Here is a 17895-nt window from a genome sequence, read left to right on the forward strand (position 1 = left end):
AAATATGGAAGATAAAATTATTGAAGGCTTAGCTTATGCCCTACCAGCTTTAATTACCGGAGGTGTTGCGTATTTAATTTTAAGTCGATTTATAGATCAAGATAATAGTGAAAAAAAGTTTAATGCTTTAGTTGAAAAAAAGCGAGAAAGCTTACCTGTTAAATTACAAGCGTACGAGCGTATGTTACTTTTTTGCGAACGTATTAACCCTGCAAAACTATTATTACGTGTTACACCTTTAAATGATAGCCCGAGTGATTATTTACAATTACTTATTGGTAATATTGAACAAGAGTTTGAGCATAACATGGTACAACAGTTATATATTTCGGAAGAGGCTTGGAAAGCTGTTTTAGGAGCTAAACTAGCAATTATTGCTAAAATTAGAAGTGTGGCTGAAAAATCTGAAACTTCAAAAGAAATGAGAGAAAACATTCTGATAGATTATTCTCAAACAGTGAGTCCTACGGAAACTTCAGTAGGAATTCTAAAATTAGAAGTAAAAAAGTTAATATAAAAAAAGCTCGCAATTGCGAGCTTTTTTATTGTTTATTATTCTTTGATTAAGATTTTGTATTCCCAAGGGGCTAGTTCAAAAGCATCTTTATTTAATGTGATGTTCGAATTAGCCATATAATCTTTAAATGTACCTTCTACTGGTGCAGCTATCTTAGTTCCTTCCTTAGAAAGGTTTGCAATAAATACAACTTCCGTATTTCCTTTTTTACGTACAAAAGCCAATATGTTTTTATCGGTTTCTAAGCGCTCGTATGAAGCTGCTTCTTTTCCTCCGTTTAAAGCAGTATTTGTTTTTTTAAGTTTTCCTAATTTCTGCAATACTTCCCACTCTTTTCCTTTTTCATGTGGTATTTCATCTTTTTCAAAAAACTTTAATCGATGTTTCATTCCGTATTCTTGTCCAGAATAAATTAATGGCATTCCCGGTGCTACATAACTTAAAGCAGTCATAGCTTCCCAAGCATCTCCCATGCGCTCTTCAATAGTTCCGTTCCAAGAGTTTTCATCATGGTTGGTTACAAACGTCATTAAAATATCATCATTTTCATAACGTGCAGTATCTTTTGCATAGTTTTCATCCCAAGCTTTTGCTCCACCATCTTTCGCTATGTGATTCATGGTATGATGACGATCCCATCCGTAAGCCATATCAAATAAACCTTCTTTTAATAATTCTGGTTCCCAAGCTTCTGCTAACATAAAAATGTCTTTTTTAGCTCTTAATTGCGGAATTGCTTCTTGCCAGAAATCTGTTGGTACCGATCCTGCAACATCACAACGGAATCCATCTACATTTTCTTTAGTAATCCAATGTTGCATGTCTTTTACCATTGCCTTACGCAATTCTTTATTGTCATAGTTTAAGTCAGCAACATCTGCCCAACCTACTGGAGTTCCATCTGCATTTAAAGGATCTGTAATTTCTCCTTTTGCATTCTTTGTATAAAATTCTGGATTGCTTGTTAACCAAGTATGATCCCATCCTGTATGGTTTGGAACCCAATCTAAAATTACATACATGTCATTTTCATGTGCTCTTTTTACTAATTTTCTAAAATCTTCTATGGTACCAAATTCAGGATTGATCTTAGTAAAATCTGTTACGGCATAGTAACTTCCTAAGTATTTTTTTCTTTCCTCTTCTGGAAACTCTGAAGCAAACTTATCTCCTGTTGCTTTTCTCTTCGTTTCTGAAATTGGAAATATTGGCATTAACCATATAATTTTTACGCCTAATTCTTTTAATTGAGGAATGTCTTTGGTGAATTGATCAAAGGTTCCTTCTTTTGAATACTGTCTAATATTTGCTTCATAAATAACCGCACTTTCCATCATGTCATCTGAAACAGGGGCTATTTTAGCTATCTCTACTGGAGTAGTAACTTTGGCTTCTTCCTTTTTTTCAGTTTTACATGCAAAAACGATACATAAACTTGCAATAATTAACGTTAGTTTCTTCATACTCTTTAGTTGTTTTCTAATAATACAATTGTATAAGGGGTGTTTATAACTATTTTTCCGTTGGTTACTTTTACTTCTTGATTTGAATACGCGTCTTTTAATAAAGTTCCGTCTTTAAATACAGCTTCTACATCAAGAATTTTCTCTCCTTTAGGTAGGTCTAAACCGATTACTACTTCTTCTTTAAAAGTGCCTTGCTCAAAGCTTCTTTTGAATAAATATGGTGTTTCAGAAATCATTTGATGTTTTCCTGCTCCAACCGCTGGGTGATTCTTTCTAAACTTTCCTAACTTCTGCCAATGTGCTAGCAATTCTTTGGTCTCTTGATTTTTTAGCTGCTCCCAATCCATTGGAGAACGTAAATTAGCATCTCCTTCTGCTCCTTCTATGATTAAAGGACGTGCTACTTCATCTCCATAGTATATTTGTGATGTACCTGGTGATAATAACAGTTTTGTAGCCGTTTCATAAGCTTTTTCTCTTTTAGGATCAAAAGGTTGTCCATCATCATGAGAGGTCATATAGTTTAAGGTTTCAAAACCTTTTAACTCATTATGCAAGGCTTTATCATATTTGCTAAACAAAGCTTCGTAACTCGGTAGTTGCTTTGCATTCCATTTAAACTCAAAGTTAATTAAACTGTTGAATGCCTTGTCGAAATAGTTTACTTTCTTATCTCCGAAATCATAGAACTGTCCGCCACTAATTCCATATCCATATACTTCTCCAACTAGATAAAAGTCTTTCCCTAAGTATTCTGTTGGATGTGCTGATTTAAACTCTTCGTATGCGGTATCACAAATGCTTTTAAACTCTTGCCATACATTTTCTTCTACATGCTTAACAGTATCCACACGATACCCATCAATTCCGAATTCTTTGACATAATCTGCCAACCATTTCATAATATAAAATCGTGGTGCTCTTGGGTATCCTGTTTTCTTAAAAAACTCGTCTAGTTCTTTTACTTCTTGCTCATAACGTCCTTCTGCTTTCCATTTCTTTACCAATTCTTCTGGCAAGGCCACTTCTTCGTTACTTTCTGTTAATACATCTGGTAAGTTTCTTACAAGTGTACAGGTTACTGTAGTTTCATAGTTTTTATAAACACATTGCGGAGTTGTACGTACCCAATTTTCTTCCCAAACCTTGTCTTTGGCTGTTACTGGGCCTATGTGGTTTACCACGGCATCTAACAAAATTCTAATTTTGTGTTCATGTGCTGTTTTGATAAGTTCTTTAAGATCTTCTTCGGTTCCAAAATTCGGGTCTAATCGTGTCCAATCTTTTGTCCAATAGCCATGAAAACCATAGGTATACCCCGTATCTTCATCGGTTCCATCATGAATTTGTTCTACAATAGGCGACATCCATATGGCATTGATTCCTAATTTATCAAAGTATCCTTCTTTTATTTTTTGGGTAATTCCTTTTAAGTCTCCTCCTTCAAAACCTCTGTATTTTGATGGTTCATGGGTTCTATCAAAATTCACATCATTGGAGGTGTCTCCATTGTGAAACCTGTCAGTAAGTAAGAAGTATAGGTTTGCTCCATTCCAAACAAACGGAACTTCCTGTTTTGGTTTTTTCTCTTCTTTTTTACAAGAGAATAAGGTAATACATCCTATGAAAACAATGAGTAGTTTCTTCATTTTTATAGTTTTATGGTAATTTTTTCGGTCTTTTTTGTATTCCAATCAAAAGATACTAAAAGACTTTTATTGGTTTGATTCCAAACAATTGCTTGTTTCTTTCTTCCTATTTTTACTTCTTTTGGCGCTTTTCGTACGTTGTGTACAATTAGCTTCATGCTCTTTTTTGATGCCTTGAATTCTTTTCCAATGACATCTTTCAGTTCAATAGTTAAACAATTCTTCTCAAATTGACTATTAAAACTTAACAATTCATATTGCTTTTTCTGAATCGCATTTGCCGTGACACCATCGTCATTGTACAAGTCTCTTTTACTTTTCTCTACAGATGCATCATGGTAATAGTGTACTTCTAAATTATTTCCTTTATAGCTATCTGTAGATTGTACAAGTTTGGTCATCGGTATAAACGCACCTGCTCTTACATAAGTAGGGATCGAATTCTCCTTAGTCGCTACTTGTTTTTTCTGTCCTCCGATAACTTTATCATCAGTATAAAAATCAAACCATACAGCATCTTTCGGAAAGTGTACTTCTTGCTTATCCACTTTTGAGTTTAAGATAGGTGTAATTAAGAAATCATTTCCCCATAAATAGGTCGAAGCTAACTTTTGTAATTCTTCATTGGATGAATTCTCAAAAAACAAAGGTCTCATTAAGGGGTTTCCAAACTGACTATTTTCATATACTAAGTGATAGTTATATGGTAATAATTTATAACGTAGTTCTATCGATTGCTTTGCAAGTTCTTTTGCTTTTTCTGAACGAAACACCGGTTCACTAGGTACTTCTTCTTGTGCATGAGGTCTAAAAATTGGTTGAAATACTCCATATTGTAACCATCGTGTATACAATTCGTCATCTAAGTTTGCGCCTGCGAAACCTCCTAAATCAGAATGCATATATCCTATTCCTTGCATTCCCATTTGCAATGATATTTCTGGCTGACTTTGTAAGCCTCCCCAAGTTCTATTTACATCTCCAGACCACGGCACCAAACCAAAACGTTGAGAACCTGAATATCCTGCACGCATTAGAATGAATGGTCTTTCATTTGGATATTCTTTTTGAAACCCTTCTGCAATTAATCTTGCCCAATCATGTCCGTAAATATTATGTACTTCATCGGCTGTTCCTGTAGCATGTTGTACCCATGATGGGTGCACTTCTGGTTCTCCTAAATCTCCCCAGAAACCTTGCACTCCCTTATTTTTGATTCCTTTATAGATGTTCCAAAACCACGCTCTTCCTTCTTTTTTATAGATATCTACAATACCCGTATTTCCGAAGTAAAAGTCGTATCTCGCTGGTTTTCCAACAGAGTCTTTTGCTAACACATCTTTCGCTACAGCTTCTTTCCATTTTTTAGATGTGGATAACACAAATGGTTCTGTTATTAAGACTGTTTTTACTCCTTTGTTTTTAAGGTTTTGTACCATCTGCTTCATATCAGGAAATGAGTCTTTATAGACTTCTAAATTCCCCATGGTTCCTTTTAAGTCTTTTCCGAACCAATATAAATCAAGGATGATAGCATCTACTGGGATTTTCTCTTCTTTGAATTTTGCGATGGTATTTTCGGTTTCTTTTTGAGAGTGATATCCAAACCTACTTGAAAAATTACCAAGCGCCCAACGAGGTAACATCGGTTGTTTTCCAGTTAACTGGGTATAATTTCCTATTAAATCTAACCAAGAGTCTCCTACAATTACTTGATAAGTTTTTCTTCCTGAGATTGTTTCATAGGTCAAGGCATTGTCTTTATGACTATCTAAGTCTAAATAACCTATAGGAGCGTTGTCAAAATGAATTGCATATTTCTTTGACGATAACACCAATGGCATTGAAAAGTTCATCAGTTTAGACCTATCTTCATATCCATAATGTGCTTTGTTATACAATTCTAAACGGTTTCCTCTACGGTTCATCCCTAAAGCTCTTGCTCCTCCTCCATATAAAACTTCTTCTGGAGTTAACGAAAATCGTAAGGTTTCGTAATCATCATTTTTTTGGTACCCATTTTTTTCTTCTGTTACTTTTTTTCCCTTGTACCAATACGAAACTTTAAATGGTTGCTTATTTATTACAATGGATAATTGATTTGTTTTAAACTCAATTTGTTTATCATTCTCCACAAACTTAGCCTTGCTATATGCTGATGTTAATACTACTGCATGGGATGCTTTGGTCGTTTCTTTTTCTCCCTTCGGAATAAAGGTTGTTTCTGAAATCTCAGGAGCATAAAATTGCATTTTATAGGTTCCATCAGACACCTTTATATTCAATTGATTATTTCCATAAGTAGCTCCTACGAATGTTCTAGGTTGCATGCTATCTTTAAACAACCAAGCAATAGCTTCTTCAAAATTGGTTCTCCAAAGTTTTTCATCATGTTTTCCCTCTGGAACTACTTTAGATTTGATATTCTCTGAGTTAAAACCTTCTTCTTTTAAGGTTTTAACCATGGCATTCATATCTCGTGCAGTTTGGCTGATTTCGTTAAAAGCAACATTGTTTCCTTCTTTAGCTCCTGCTAAAAAATACATCTTAGTATCGTTTAGTTTTCCATGTGTTTGAGAATATTCCTTTACTTCTGGAGCAAACCAAAATGCTGGAGAAAACACACCTACTTTTCCAAATACTTTTGGGTGTTTTAATGCTGCATAATGAGAAATTAGCCCTCCCATTGAGCTTCCAATAATTCCAGTATTAGTTTTATCTTTTAAAGTTCTATAGTTTTGATCGACATATGGCTTAAGGTTTTTTACTACAAAATCTAAATAAACATCTCCTTCCCCTCCTCCATATTTACTGTTGGTCCAAGGAGAATATTCATCTAAGCGTTTTTTACCACCATTATCAATTCCTACAACTATTAATTCTAAGTTTTTGTCTTTAAATAATTTATTTAGTGTTTCATCTACTTCCCACTCTCCAGAAAAAGATGTTTTCTTATCAAATAAATTCTGTGCATCATGCATGTACACTACTGGATACGATTTTTTAGAAGCATTGTAATTTGGTGGTAAATACAATCGAACCGTGCGTTTTCTGTTTAATTGAGGTATTTCAAACTCCTTTGTTAAAACTGTTACGTTTTTTGAAGCTGTAGATGCTTCTTCTGGACTAAATAAATGCGACCAACCCGCAATTTTAACCTTTATGATATCCTTTCCAGTGTTAAAATTATGGATTCTGTTGTCTATACTTTTTCCATTCGCATCACACTCAGCAGTTTTCCAAGTTCCTTGTGTGAACTTAAATAATACATTATTTGATTTTTGCGGAAGTGTTATGCTATACTTTCCATCTTTCTGGGTTAACTGATATTTTTCATTTCCACCAGTCCAACCTTCAAAATCACCTGAAATATAAATTGGTGCATTTTTAGGTGTACCTTCTGGTAATTCTTCAACAATAATAGTTACTTGTCCGAATAATGTGAATCCTATAAATAGGAATGCTATGTTTAGTATGTTTTTCACTTAGTTATTTTTCTTTGTTGTTAATAACAAACTTCCTTTTTCATTAAGCGTTATGCTTTTCTTCCACTTTAGTTTTTCTCCAGAAATTATATTCTGAAGTGTTGTATTTTCTAAACCTATTTCTTTAAAACGATTTAAATCAATCGTAACAGGTTTTACGTTCTTATTTAAAATCAACACCACGGTTTCATTCTCAGCCATTCTAGCCAATATGTAAACTCCGTTTAATGGTGCAAAATGTATGGTTTTACCTGTATGAATTGCTTTACTAGACTTACGATAATTTAAGAGTTTTCGCGTATAATCTTGCATTTCTTTTTGTTCAGAAGTTAATCCTTCTCCTGTAAATGCATTTACAGTATCTCCTTCCCAACCTCCAGGGAAATCGGTTCTAATTAAACCATGATCTCCTGGTTTTTTAGAATCATCCATTAAGATTTCTGTTCCGTAGTATACTTGTAAAATTCGTGGTAAAACAGCATAGGTGGTTAATGCCATCTTTGTATTTACCACATCTTCTTTGAGCTGTGTGTAAATTCTGCTTTTATCATGATTATCTGGAAAAATTAAGATGTCTTTCGGTGAAGCATAATGAAAATCATTTGCCAACCCTTCATAAATCTTTACTAGTCCTTTATTCCAACTTTCTGGTTCATTTAAAGCATCTACCACATTCTTTTGCATCCCAAAATCCATCGTTGATTTTAGATTTGACACAAAATCATCTCTGTTTTTAGCTCCTTTCTGCCAATATCCAATCAACAAGGGATTATAACTCCATTCTTCTCCTACAATAGAAAACTTTGGATACTCATTCATAATAGCATCTACCCATTTGGCCATAAATTCTTTATCTGGATATGGATAAGTATCTTGCCTTATTCCTCCTAAACCTATGGTTTCTATCCACCAAATTGAATTTTGAATAATATAGGTAGCCATAAATGGATTTCGTTGGTTCAAATCGGGCATGGTAGTCACAAACCAACCTTCTACATTTCCTTTTTTATCTATTTCTGAAGCATACAAATCTTGATTCGTTGTTCTTCTATGATTGGAAGTATGTACCGTTTTCCATGACCAATTTTCTTTGTTCTTTTCATAATACGCTTGGTCATTTACCCAATCTTCAAAAGGCAAGTCTTTCATCCACCAGTGTTCCAATCCACAATGATTGGCTACTTGATCCATGATTAACTTCATACCTCTTTTAGAAAGTTCTTCTGAGAGTTTTTTATACTCTTGTAAGCTTCCAAAACGAGGATCAACTTGATAAAAATCGGTCATTGCATATCCGTGATAAGAACCGCGAGGCATATCATTGGTTAAAACTGGTGTTGGCCAAATAGCAGTAAACCCTAAATCTTTTATATAATCTAAATGCTTAGTAATTCCTTCTATATCTCCACCATGTCGTTTATAATCGTGTGATCTATCAACTTCTGTTTCTTTTAAATTCTCAAAACGATCGTTTTTCGGATTCGCATTCGCAAATCGATCAGGAGTGATTAAATAAATGGCATCTGAACTATCAAACCCAACATAAGAATCAGCTTTCTTTTCTCTAGATTTTAATTCGTATGTATGTGTCTTCTTTGTACCATCTTTAAAAGTAAATACAATATCAAACTTCCCTGCTTTGGTCGTTTTATCAATCTTTAGATCTATAAATAAATAATTCGGACTTCTTCCTGTATGTACTTTATTTATATGTACTCCTTCATAAGAAATGCTTGGTGTTGAATTTCCTATATTTTCTTCCTTAACTAATAATTGAAGGGTATTGTTTTTAAAACCAACCCACCAATTAGGTGGTTCTACTCTTTCTAAAAAAGTATTAGAAACTTTATGTTCGGTTTTCGCATCACTTTTCTGTTTCGTTGTAGTATTACACGAAATATAAATGATTAAAACAATATATAAACCAATGTGCTTCATAAGATAAAAAACCTCACAAAAAATGTGAGGTTAGTGTCTAACTTCTAACTATACGGTTATTAAGTTATTAGGGGAAATTTTTATTAATTTATCATTTACTAAAATTTCTAAAGCGCTACCATTTTCTAACTCAAATTTGGTATCATCCTTACAAACAGAAATTTTAAGTATTTGTCCTCTAAAGTTTACCTTGAAAGAATATGCTTCCCATTGTTCTGGAATTTGCGGTGTAAAGCTTAAGGTATCATTTTTTACACGCATTCCTCCAAATCCTTCTACAATACTCATCCAAGTTCCTGCCATTGAGGTAATATGCAATCCTTCTTCTACTTCTTTATTATAGTCATCTAAATCTAAACGAGAAGTTCTTAAATAAAACGTATAGGCTTGTTCCATTCTACCTAATTTAGCAGCCTGAATACTATGTACACAAGGAGATAATGAACTTTCATGTACCGTAAATGGTTCATAAAAATCAAAATGACGTTCTAATTCTTCTTGACTAAATTGATCTTCGAAAAAATAGAATCCTTGTAAGGTATCTGCCTGTTTGATATACGGCGAGCGTAAAATACGATCCCAACTCCATTTTTGGTTAATTGGACGTTGCGCTTTGTCTAAATCAGCTACGGTGATTAATTCTTTATCTAAGAATCCATCTTGTTGTAAAAACACTTGGTGTTCTTCTGAATATGGGAAGAACATATGATCTGCTACTTTTTTCCAAGAAGCTAATTCTTCAGCATCAAACTTTACTTTTTCCTTGATTCTGATATAATCTGAAATATGATCTGACTCTACTTTTGCTATGGCTTCTAAGGCATAATCAATACACCATTTTGCAGCATAATTGGTATACCAGTTGTTATTTACGTTGTTTTCGTATTCATTTGGTCCTGTAACACCTAAAATTACATACTTATTCTTAGCCGTAGAGAAGGTTGCTCTTTGATGCCAAAAACGTGCAATACCAATTAGTACTTCTAATCCCTTTTCTGGAACGTAGGATGCATCTGAAGTATATCTTTCATAGTTGTACATAGCAAATGCTATAGCAGCATTTCTATGAATTTCTTCAAAAGTGATTTCCCATTCATTATGACATTCTTCTCCATTCATAGTTACCATTGGGTATAATGCTGCTCCGTTCGTAAAACCTAATTTTTCAGCATTTTCAATGGCCCTATCTAAATGATGGTAACGATATTCTAATAAGTTTCTCGCTACTTTTTGGTCTTTTGTAGCCATGTAAAATGGCAAACAGTATGCTTCAGTATCCCAGTAAGTACTTCCACCATATTTTTCTCCAGTAAATCCTTTAGGGCCAATGTTCAAGCGAGCATCGGTTCCTAAATAAGTTTGATTTAATTGAAAAATATTGAATCGAATACCTTGTTGCGCCTTCACATCACCAGAAATGGTAATATCTGACATGTCCCAAATTTGCTTCCATGCCTGAATTTGAAGTGCCAATAAATCATCAAAACCAATATTTAACGCCTTATCTAACGCTGTTTTCGCTGCAGATACTAACGCTTCTTTTTGATGATTTCTATCTACTGTATATCCAGCAAATTTATGCAATGTCGCTGTTTGGTTTTGTTGAACATCCACCTTATATGTGAATGCTATTTTACTATCAGATTTTTCTTCTTCTTTTGTTACATCTAACATTTTCCCATCAACAAACACTCGAGATTCCATAAATGTACATGTATGGAAATTTGTTTTCATGGTATGTGACTCTATGAATGCTTGATCTCCTTCTGATGTTACATTAAGGATATTCCAAAATTTATCATCCCAGTTTGAATCTTCATTGGTAATACCAGCATCTAAATACGGAGAAAAAGTAATAGTTGCGCCTGAATTTAAAGGGGTTACTTTATACTCAATTGCACCAACTTCATCCAATTCTAAACTTAAAAAACGCTTAGAACTTACTTCTAATTCAATACCATTAGATAAGATTGCTGTAAATGTTCTAGACAACCACCCTTCTTTCATATTCAATTCTCGCTTAAAGTTTTCAACTTTTTTACATGTATTTAAATCGAAAACCTCTTCGTTAATTTTAACATGAATACCAATCCAATTGGGTGCGTTTAATACTTTGGCAAAGTACTCTGGATATCCGTTTTTCCACCATCCTACTCTTGTTTTATCAGGATAATACACTCCTGCTATATAGCTACCTTGAAAAGTAGCTCCTGAGTAATCCTCTTCAAAATTGGCACGTTGTCCCATCGCACCATTTCCAATACTAAAAAGACTTTCAGACGATTTTACACGCTCTTTATCAAATCCTTCTTCAATAACACTCCATTCGTTGGGTATGATATAATCTTGATTCATTTCTTATTGGATATATAAGTAAAGATGAATACCTCTTTACTTTAAATTCTTTATTCTTTTTGTTAGTTGTTGTCATTGAGTGAATACTGATTCCTTCACTTCACTGGCAATGACATCTGTTTTATGGTTAATTCATTTCAATTATTTGAAATGATACTTTTTTCTTATTTTTTGATAATGTCTTCTATGAATTCTATTGAGATTTCTGTAAAGTCGTTGAAAACATAATCTGCTTCATGTAATACTTCTTTACTTCCAATTCCTATTGAAATCATATTTGCCGCATTTGCCGCTTGTACTCCTGCAACTGAATCTTCAAATACAACACAATCTTTTGGCTGTATTTCTAATTCCGTTGCTGCATTTAAAAACACTTCTGGATCTGGTTTTGCTTTAGATACATTGGTTCCATCTACAATTGCTTGAAATTTTTCAATCAAGTGTACCTTTTCCAAAATTGCTCTTGCGTTTTTACTTGCTGATCCCAATGCAATACCTTGTTCATTATCTATTAAATAGTGTAATATCTTAGGTACATCAGGTAGTATTTCAGAATCATCCATTTGGGCTATATAACTTAAATAGTCATCATTTTTTTTAGCCATTAATTCTGAAAATTCTTCTGGAGATAAGGTTTTGTTTCCCCAGCTTAATATTTTTTCTAATGATCTTACACGACTCACTCCTTTTAGTTGTTCGTTTTGTTCTGATGTAAAATCAATTCCTAAACCGTTTGCTAGCTTTTTCCAAGCTAGGAAATGGTATTTAGCAGTGTCTACAATAACACCGTCTAGATCGAAAATAAATCCCTTCTTCATTTTACTCTTCTACTGTTTGGTAAGTAATTGCTTTTGGATTGGTAATTAATAAATTAGCGATACCTGCAATAATTAAGCTGATACCTGCTACGGTCATTGCGTTAATAGCTTCGCTTCCTATTAAGTTTGACACAAAGTTCACTCCTCCTAAGGCAGCTACAATTTGAGGAATTACAATAAACATGTTAAAGATTCCCATGATAACTCCCATTTTCTTAGGGTCTACTGAACTTGATAGCATTGCATATGGCATTGATAAAATACTACCCCAAGAGAATCCGATTAGAACGAAAGAAATTGTTAAGTACTCATGAGATGGAATAAATTTCATCATTAGAAATCCGATTCCTCCTAAAATTAAAGATCCCATGTGTACATACTTTCTGTTGATTCTTCTTTTTGAAGTATATAATACTAAAAGCAACGCAAATGCCATTGAAGATAAACCATAAGTTCCCATATATGACCCCACCAAGTTTGATGATTTCTGGAAGGCAGTATTGGCAGTATTAAAAGCTTCTGCCTGTGCTGCTACAGTCATATCATAATTAGCCTCGATAGGTGCTGGGGTTTGGAAAACATGTTCAGTAAGTGCTGGATTTGCCATACTCCACATAGTAAAAAAGGCGAACCAACTAAAAAACTGAATTACTCCTAGTTTTTTCATGGTCATTGGCATACTACCAATATTGTTTACTATATCTGGAATAAATTGATTCTTCTTTGCCTTTTCTCTTTCAAACTCTTCCATGTCTTCTGGAGGATACTCAGTAGTTGTAAATACTGTGTAAAGTATACTCAACAGAAATACAAAAGCTCCAATTGCAAAAGCCACTTTAACCGACATTGGAACCACACCTGATGGAGCAGCGTCACTTACTCCGAATTGAGAAACCATCCAAGGTAAATTACTCGCTACCCAAGTACCAATACCAATAATTAAAGTTTGCACAACAAAACCATATGAACGCTGAGATTCTGGAAGTTTATCGGCTACCAAAGCTCTAAATGGCTCCATCGAAATATTAATAGAAGCATCTAAAATCCATAAAAATCCTGCAGCTACCCATAACGTTGGCGAGTGGGGCACAAAAAATAATGCTAATGAGCTTAACACAGCTCCAATTAGAAAGTAAGGTCTTCTTCTCCCCCATTTCGGACTCCAAGTTCTATCACTTAAATATCCAATAACTGGTTGAACAATTAACCCTGTTAAAGGAGCGGCTATCCATAACAATGGAATATCATCTTTTGCAGCACCAAGAGTTTGAAAAATACGAGACATAAAGCCTCCTTGTAAGGCAAAACCAAACTGAATTCCTAAGAACCCGAAACTCATGTTCCAGATTTCCCAAAAACTTAACTTACGCTTATTCATTATCGTAATTATTAATTAATATATAATACGATAAGCGCTACGACTTATCTTATTCTTTTTGTGGAAAGTAAATTTATTGATAAGTCTGTTTGTTGGTGTAAATATATAATTTTTCTTCTTATAGAATATAAAAATCTACTATTACGATTTCGTAGATTCTCTCGATTTAATATTACTTGAAATTACTTTAGTTTGAGATTCTTTTCGTTCTTCTTCGTTTTCTATTCTATCAATTAACATTTCTGCTGCTTGTTTTCCCATAGTAAATCCATGCTGTACAACCGTTGTTATTGAAGGAGAAGAATATTCGGAAATTAGTCCATCTGTAAAACCTATCACTGAAACATCTTCTGGTATACTTAGACCTCTTTCTTTAGCTATTCGAATAGCAATAGCTGCATAAATTTCATTTACTGCAAAAATTGCATCAATCTTATTTTCAAATAATTCCTCAATTTGATCTTTGATATTACAGTCTTCATCAACTTCTATTATCAACTTCCTATTAACCTTTATCCCTTCTTCTTTCAAGGCTTTTTCATAACCTTGTTCTCTATGAAGCCCAACAGTAACGTGCTCTGGAGTTGTTATTATTCCTATATTCTCACATCCACTATTTAATAAGTGTTTTGTAGCTTTATATCCTGCACCAATATCATCTACAATTACTTTATCACAATCTATTGATTTATGAGTCCTATCAAACAATACTAATGGAACTTCATTATCAATTAATCTATTAAAATGAGAAAACTTTCCGTTCTCAAGAGTTTCCTTTGCAATTGAAACTAATAAACCATCTACACTTCCATTTGTTAGTACATCAATAGTTTCAGCTTCTTTTTGCTCTTCATTGTTAGAGAAACAAACCATAATATTATATCCTCTATTAGAAGCCTCGTTTTCCACTCCTTTAATTACAGTAGAGAAAAAATGATGCACAATCTTCGGTAAAATAATACCGATTACCTTGGTTTTTTGATTACGTAATTGTAATGCTAAATTATTAGGTCTATAATTATAATAATCAGCATAAGCCTTAATACGATCTTTGGTTTCCTGACTTATTTCATGACTATCTCTCAAAGCCTTTGAAACTGTGGAGGTTGACACTCCAAGCTCCTTAGCTATTATCTTTATGGTAATTTTTGGTTTCATATTTTACAAAACTCATAATTTTTTTAATCTTATTTTATCAATACGTTAAGTTAAAGTTAAAAAGTTATCAACACGAAAACGTTTTCGTAGTGTTTTCAATAGTTACAGAGTCACTTTTATTTCTATCTTCACAACGTGGAAAGTGAAATTATTGATAAATTTTATATCAAAACTTTATGTATTTAATCTAAAATAATGAAAGATTTTAAAATATTTTTATTTAGTATTCTTTTATTGATTTCCTCTCAAATGTTTGCTCAACAAACTCTTAGAGGAACAGTGATTGAAAAATCTACAGGCCAAGGTTTGCCTGGAGCAAGTGTAGTTATTAAAGGAACTACCAAAGGAACATCTTCAGACTTTAACGGAAAATTCGAATTGAATGACGTTAAATCTGGAGATGTTTTAATTTTTACCTCTATTGGTTTTATTAATAAAGAGGTAACCATCAGTAATAGCTATAACATTACCGTTAGTTTGGAAGAAGATTCTCAACTACTTAACGAAGTTGTAGTTGTAGGATATGGTACAACGACCAAAAAAGATGCCACGGGTTCAGTGGAATCTATTACCTCTAAAGGTTTTACAAAGGGTAACATTGTTACTCCTGAAAACTTATTAAGTGGTAGAGTATCAGGTGTAAGTATTACTACAAGTGGAGCACCAGGTTCAGGTTCGGAAATTAGAATTCGTGGTGGTTCATCATTATCTGCTTCAAACTCTCCATTAATCATTATTGATGGTTTACCTATTGATAATAATGGAACTACAGGTTCTAGAGGTGTTTTAGCAAATATTAACCCTAATGATATCGAATCTTTTTCAGTATTGAAAGATGCTTCTGCTACAGCTATTTATGGTTCTAGAGCTTCTAATGGTGTTATAATTATTACTACTAAAAAGGGAAAATCTACTTTTAGTTTTAACTATGATGTACAGTATACCTTTGGAGAAATTAAAGATCGTATAAATGTGTTTTCTGCAGATGCTTTTAGAAACATTGTACAGCAACAGCAACCTAGTATGATTAATCAACTAGGGAACTCTGATACAAATTGGCAAAATGAGGTTTTAAGAAAATCTGTTTCTTCATTACATAATTTATCTTTAAGAGGTACAATTTTTAATACTGTTCCTTTCAGAATTTCTGCAGGTTTTACAAATCAAGAAGGAAATATTATAACTTCTGATTTTAAACGAAATAATGCTTCATTATCATTAACACCTAGCTTCTTTGAAGATCATTTAAAAGTTAATTTTAATGTAAATAGAGTTCATGAATTTAGTAGATTTGGAGATTCAGGGCAATTAGGTGCTGCATTACGTTATGATCCTACACATCCTGTTTATGATTCTAGTTCAAGGTTTGGTGGTTTTTATCAACACTTAACAACTAGTAACGGTACTACAATTGTAGAAAACGGTACTACTAACCCAGTTGCAGCTTTATTACAAAGAACTAACTTAGGTCAAGCTAGTAGAACTTATGGAAATATTCAATTAGATTATAAATTCCATTTTTTACCAGAGTTAAAAGCTGTTCTAAATTTAGGATATGATGAAACTAATGGTATGGGAACAGATATAACTACTAAAACTGTACCTGTAACTACTTCAAACCCTAATTTTATTGGCAATGAATCTTTTAGTAATCAAAAAAGAACAAATAGGTTATTAGATGGTTATTTAAATTATAAAAACAATCTTACTAAAAACATTATAGGGGATTTTACAGCTGGATATTCTTATCAAAAATTTACTAATGAGGGATTAAATTCTGGTAACAGAAGAGACCCGAATAGTGAAGCTGACCCCTATACAGATGATCCATTAGTTTTAATTGGTTTCTTTGGAAGAGCTAACTTAACTTTTTGGGATAAATATTTAGTTACACTAAATTACAGGAGAGATGGTACATCTCGTTTTTCAGAAGCTAATAGATGGGGTAACTTTGGTGGTGCAGCTATTGCTTGGAAAATTAGTGAAGAAAGCTTTTTAAAAGATTCAAAAATAATTTCTGATTTAAAATTAAGAGCTAGTTATGGTACTACTGGTCAACAAGATATTGACGCTAGAGGTTTATTTTTAGAAAAGTACAGATTAGGAAATAACAACTCTCAATATATACTTGGTGGTAATCCAATTACTATCGCGATTCCATCAGCAATTAATCCTGATATTAAATGGGAAACAACTAGTACTATTGAAGTTGGAGTAGATTATGGGTTATTTAACAATAAATTTACTGGAGCCGTAAGTGCATTTCAAAAAAATTCAACAGATTTATTGTTTAATGATGTATCTGTTGCTGACGGTAGTAACTTCTCAAATACGATTACTAGAAATATTGGTGAATTACAAATTAGAGGGTTAGAATTTTCTATTAATGGAGATATTTTAAAAACAGAAGATTTTGATTGGAACTTTAACTTTAATGGAATTATTTTTGACAGAGAAATTAAAGAATTAGCTCTAGGTCAAGATGTTAGAACTGGAGGTATAGCTGGAGGTACTGGAAACAATATTCAATTATTAAGAGAAGGATTTGCTCCAAACTCTTTTTATGTGTTAAAACAACTTTATAACGCTGATGGTACTCCAATAGAAGGAGCTTATGCTGATTTAAATGGAGACAATATCATCAATGATGACGACAGATATTTAAAAGGGAATCCAGATGCAGATATAGTTTTAGGTTTTCAGTCGAACTTCAATTATAAAAACTTCGATTTATCATTTAACTTAAGAGCAAATATTGGTAATTATGTTTATAACAATGTAAATTCAGCAAGAGCTCAGTTCGATTTATTACAAGATAATGCAGTTTTAGGAAACATTCCTACGTCTGTTTTGAATACTAACTTTCAAACCACTGCAGATGTGATTACTTCTGATATATATTTAGAAGATGCTTCTTTTGTAAGAATGGATAATATTACATTAGGTTATACATTTAACCCTATTAAGAAATTCTCAAACACTAGTTTACGTATTTGGGCAGGTATGCAAAATGTATTTATTATTACTGATTATAGTGGTTTAGACCCTGAAGTATTTGGAGGTATAGATAACACTATATATCCAAGACCTCGTAATATATTATTAGGAGCTAATATTAAGTTTTAAATTAG

The 17895-nt window shown here is 33.0% G+C and carries 10 protein-coding genes; 2 read left to right on the plus strand and 8 right to left on the minus strand.

The genetic code is table 11. From position 1 onward, the window contains the following. Nucleotides 1-4 precede the first annotated feature (4 nt). Complete coding sequence (locus WH52_RS02075; protein WP_086029255.1) at nucleotides 5-517, plus strand: DUF7935 family protein; 513 nt, start codon at nucleotides 5-7, stop codon at nucleotides 515-517. Between the two features lie 35 nt (nucleotides 518-552). Here the strand turns inward: WH52_RS02075 and WH52_RS02080 are convergent, their stop codons facing one another. From WH52_RS02080 to WH52_RS02115, 8 genes are all read right to left on the minus strand, one after another. Further along, entirely contained in the window at nucleotides 553-1980 is a 1428-nt protein-coding gene (locus WH52_RS02080) for an alpha-amylase family glycosyl hydrolase (protein WP_086029256.1), read from the minus strand. A gap of 5 nt (nucleotides 1981-1985) precedes the next feature. After that, nucleotides 1986-3632: an alpha-amylase family glycosyl hydrolase gene (locus tag WH52_RS02085; protein WP_086029404.1), complete on the minus strand. Its 1647-nt coding sequence runs from the start codon at nucleotides 3630-3632 to the stop codon at nucleotides 1986-1988. A gap of 2 nt (nucleotides 3633-3634) precedes the next feature. Then, nucleotides 3635-7117 (minus strand): TIM-barrel domain-containing protein, encoded by a 3483-nt coding sequence (locus WH52_RS02090; RefSeq protein WP_086029257.1) that lies wholly within the window; start codon nucleotides 7115-7117, stop codon nucleotides 3635-3637. Further along, on the minus strand, nucleotides 7118-9055 hold the full coding sequence (locus WH52_RS02095) for a glycoside hydrolase family 13 protein (RefSeq protein WP_086029258.1): 1938 nt from the start codon (nucleotides 9053-9055) through the stop codon (nucleotides 7118-7120). A gap of 48 nt (nucleotides 9056-9103) precedes the next feature. Further along, nucleotides 9104-11410, minus strand: coding sequence for a glycoside hydrolase family 65 protein (locus WH52_RS02100; protein WP_086029259.1), 2307 nt, complete (start codon nucleotides 11408-11410; stop codon nucleotides 9104-9106). 164 nt (nucleotides 11411-11574) lie between these two features. Next, a complete protein-coding gene (pgmB, locus tag WH52_RS02105) occupies nucleotides 11575-12228 on the minus strand; it encodes a beta-phosphoglucomutase (RefSeq protein WP_086029260.1) in 654 nt (217 codons plus the stop codon). A 1-nt stretch (nucleotide 12229) separates the two neighbouring features. After that, nucleotides 12230-13606 carry an MFS transporter gene (locus WH52_RS02110; RefSeq protein ID WP_086029261.1) on the minus strand — a complete coding sequence of 459 codons (1377 nt, stop codon included), beginning with the start codon at nucleotides 13604-13606 and terminating at the stop codon, nucleotides 12230-12232. A gap of 141 nt (nucleotides 13607-13747) precedes the next feature. Beyond that, nucleotides 13748-14764, minus strand: coding sequence for a LacI family DNA-binding transcriptional regulator (locus WH52_RS02115; RefSeq protein ID WP_086029262.1), 1017 nt, complete (start codon nucleotides 14762-14764; stop codon nucleotides 13748-13750). A 195-nt stretch (nucleotides 14765-14959) separates the two neighbouring features. Here WH52_RS02115 and WH52_RS02120 point away from each other — a divergent pair, with 195 nt between their 5' ends. Continuing rightward, nucleotides 14960-17890, plus strand: a complete 2931-nt coding sequence (locus WH52_RS02120; RefSeq protein ID WP_086029263.1) for a SusC/RagA family TonB-linked outer membrane protein — start codon at nucleotides 14960-14962, stop codon at nucleotides 17888-17890. The last annotated feature ends 5 nt before the right edge of the window (nucleotides 17891-17895 follow it).

The organism is Tenacibaculum holothuriorum (assembly GCF_002120225.1).
In the GTDB taxonomy this organism is placed as follows: domain Bacteria; phylum Bacteroidota; class Bacteroidia; order Flavobacteriales; family Flavobacteriaceae; genus Polaribacter; species Polaribacter holothuriorum.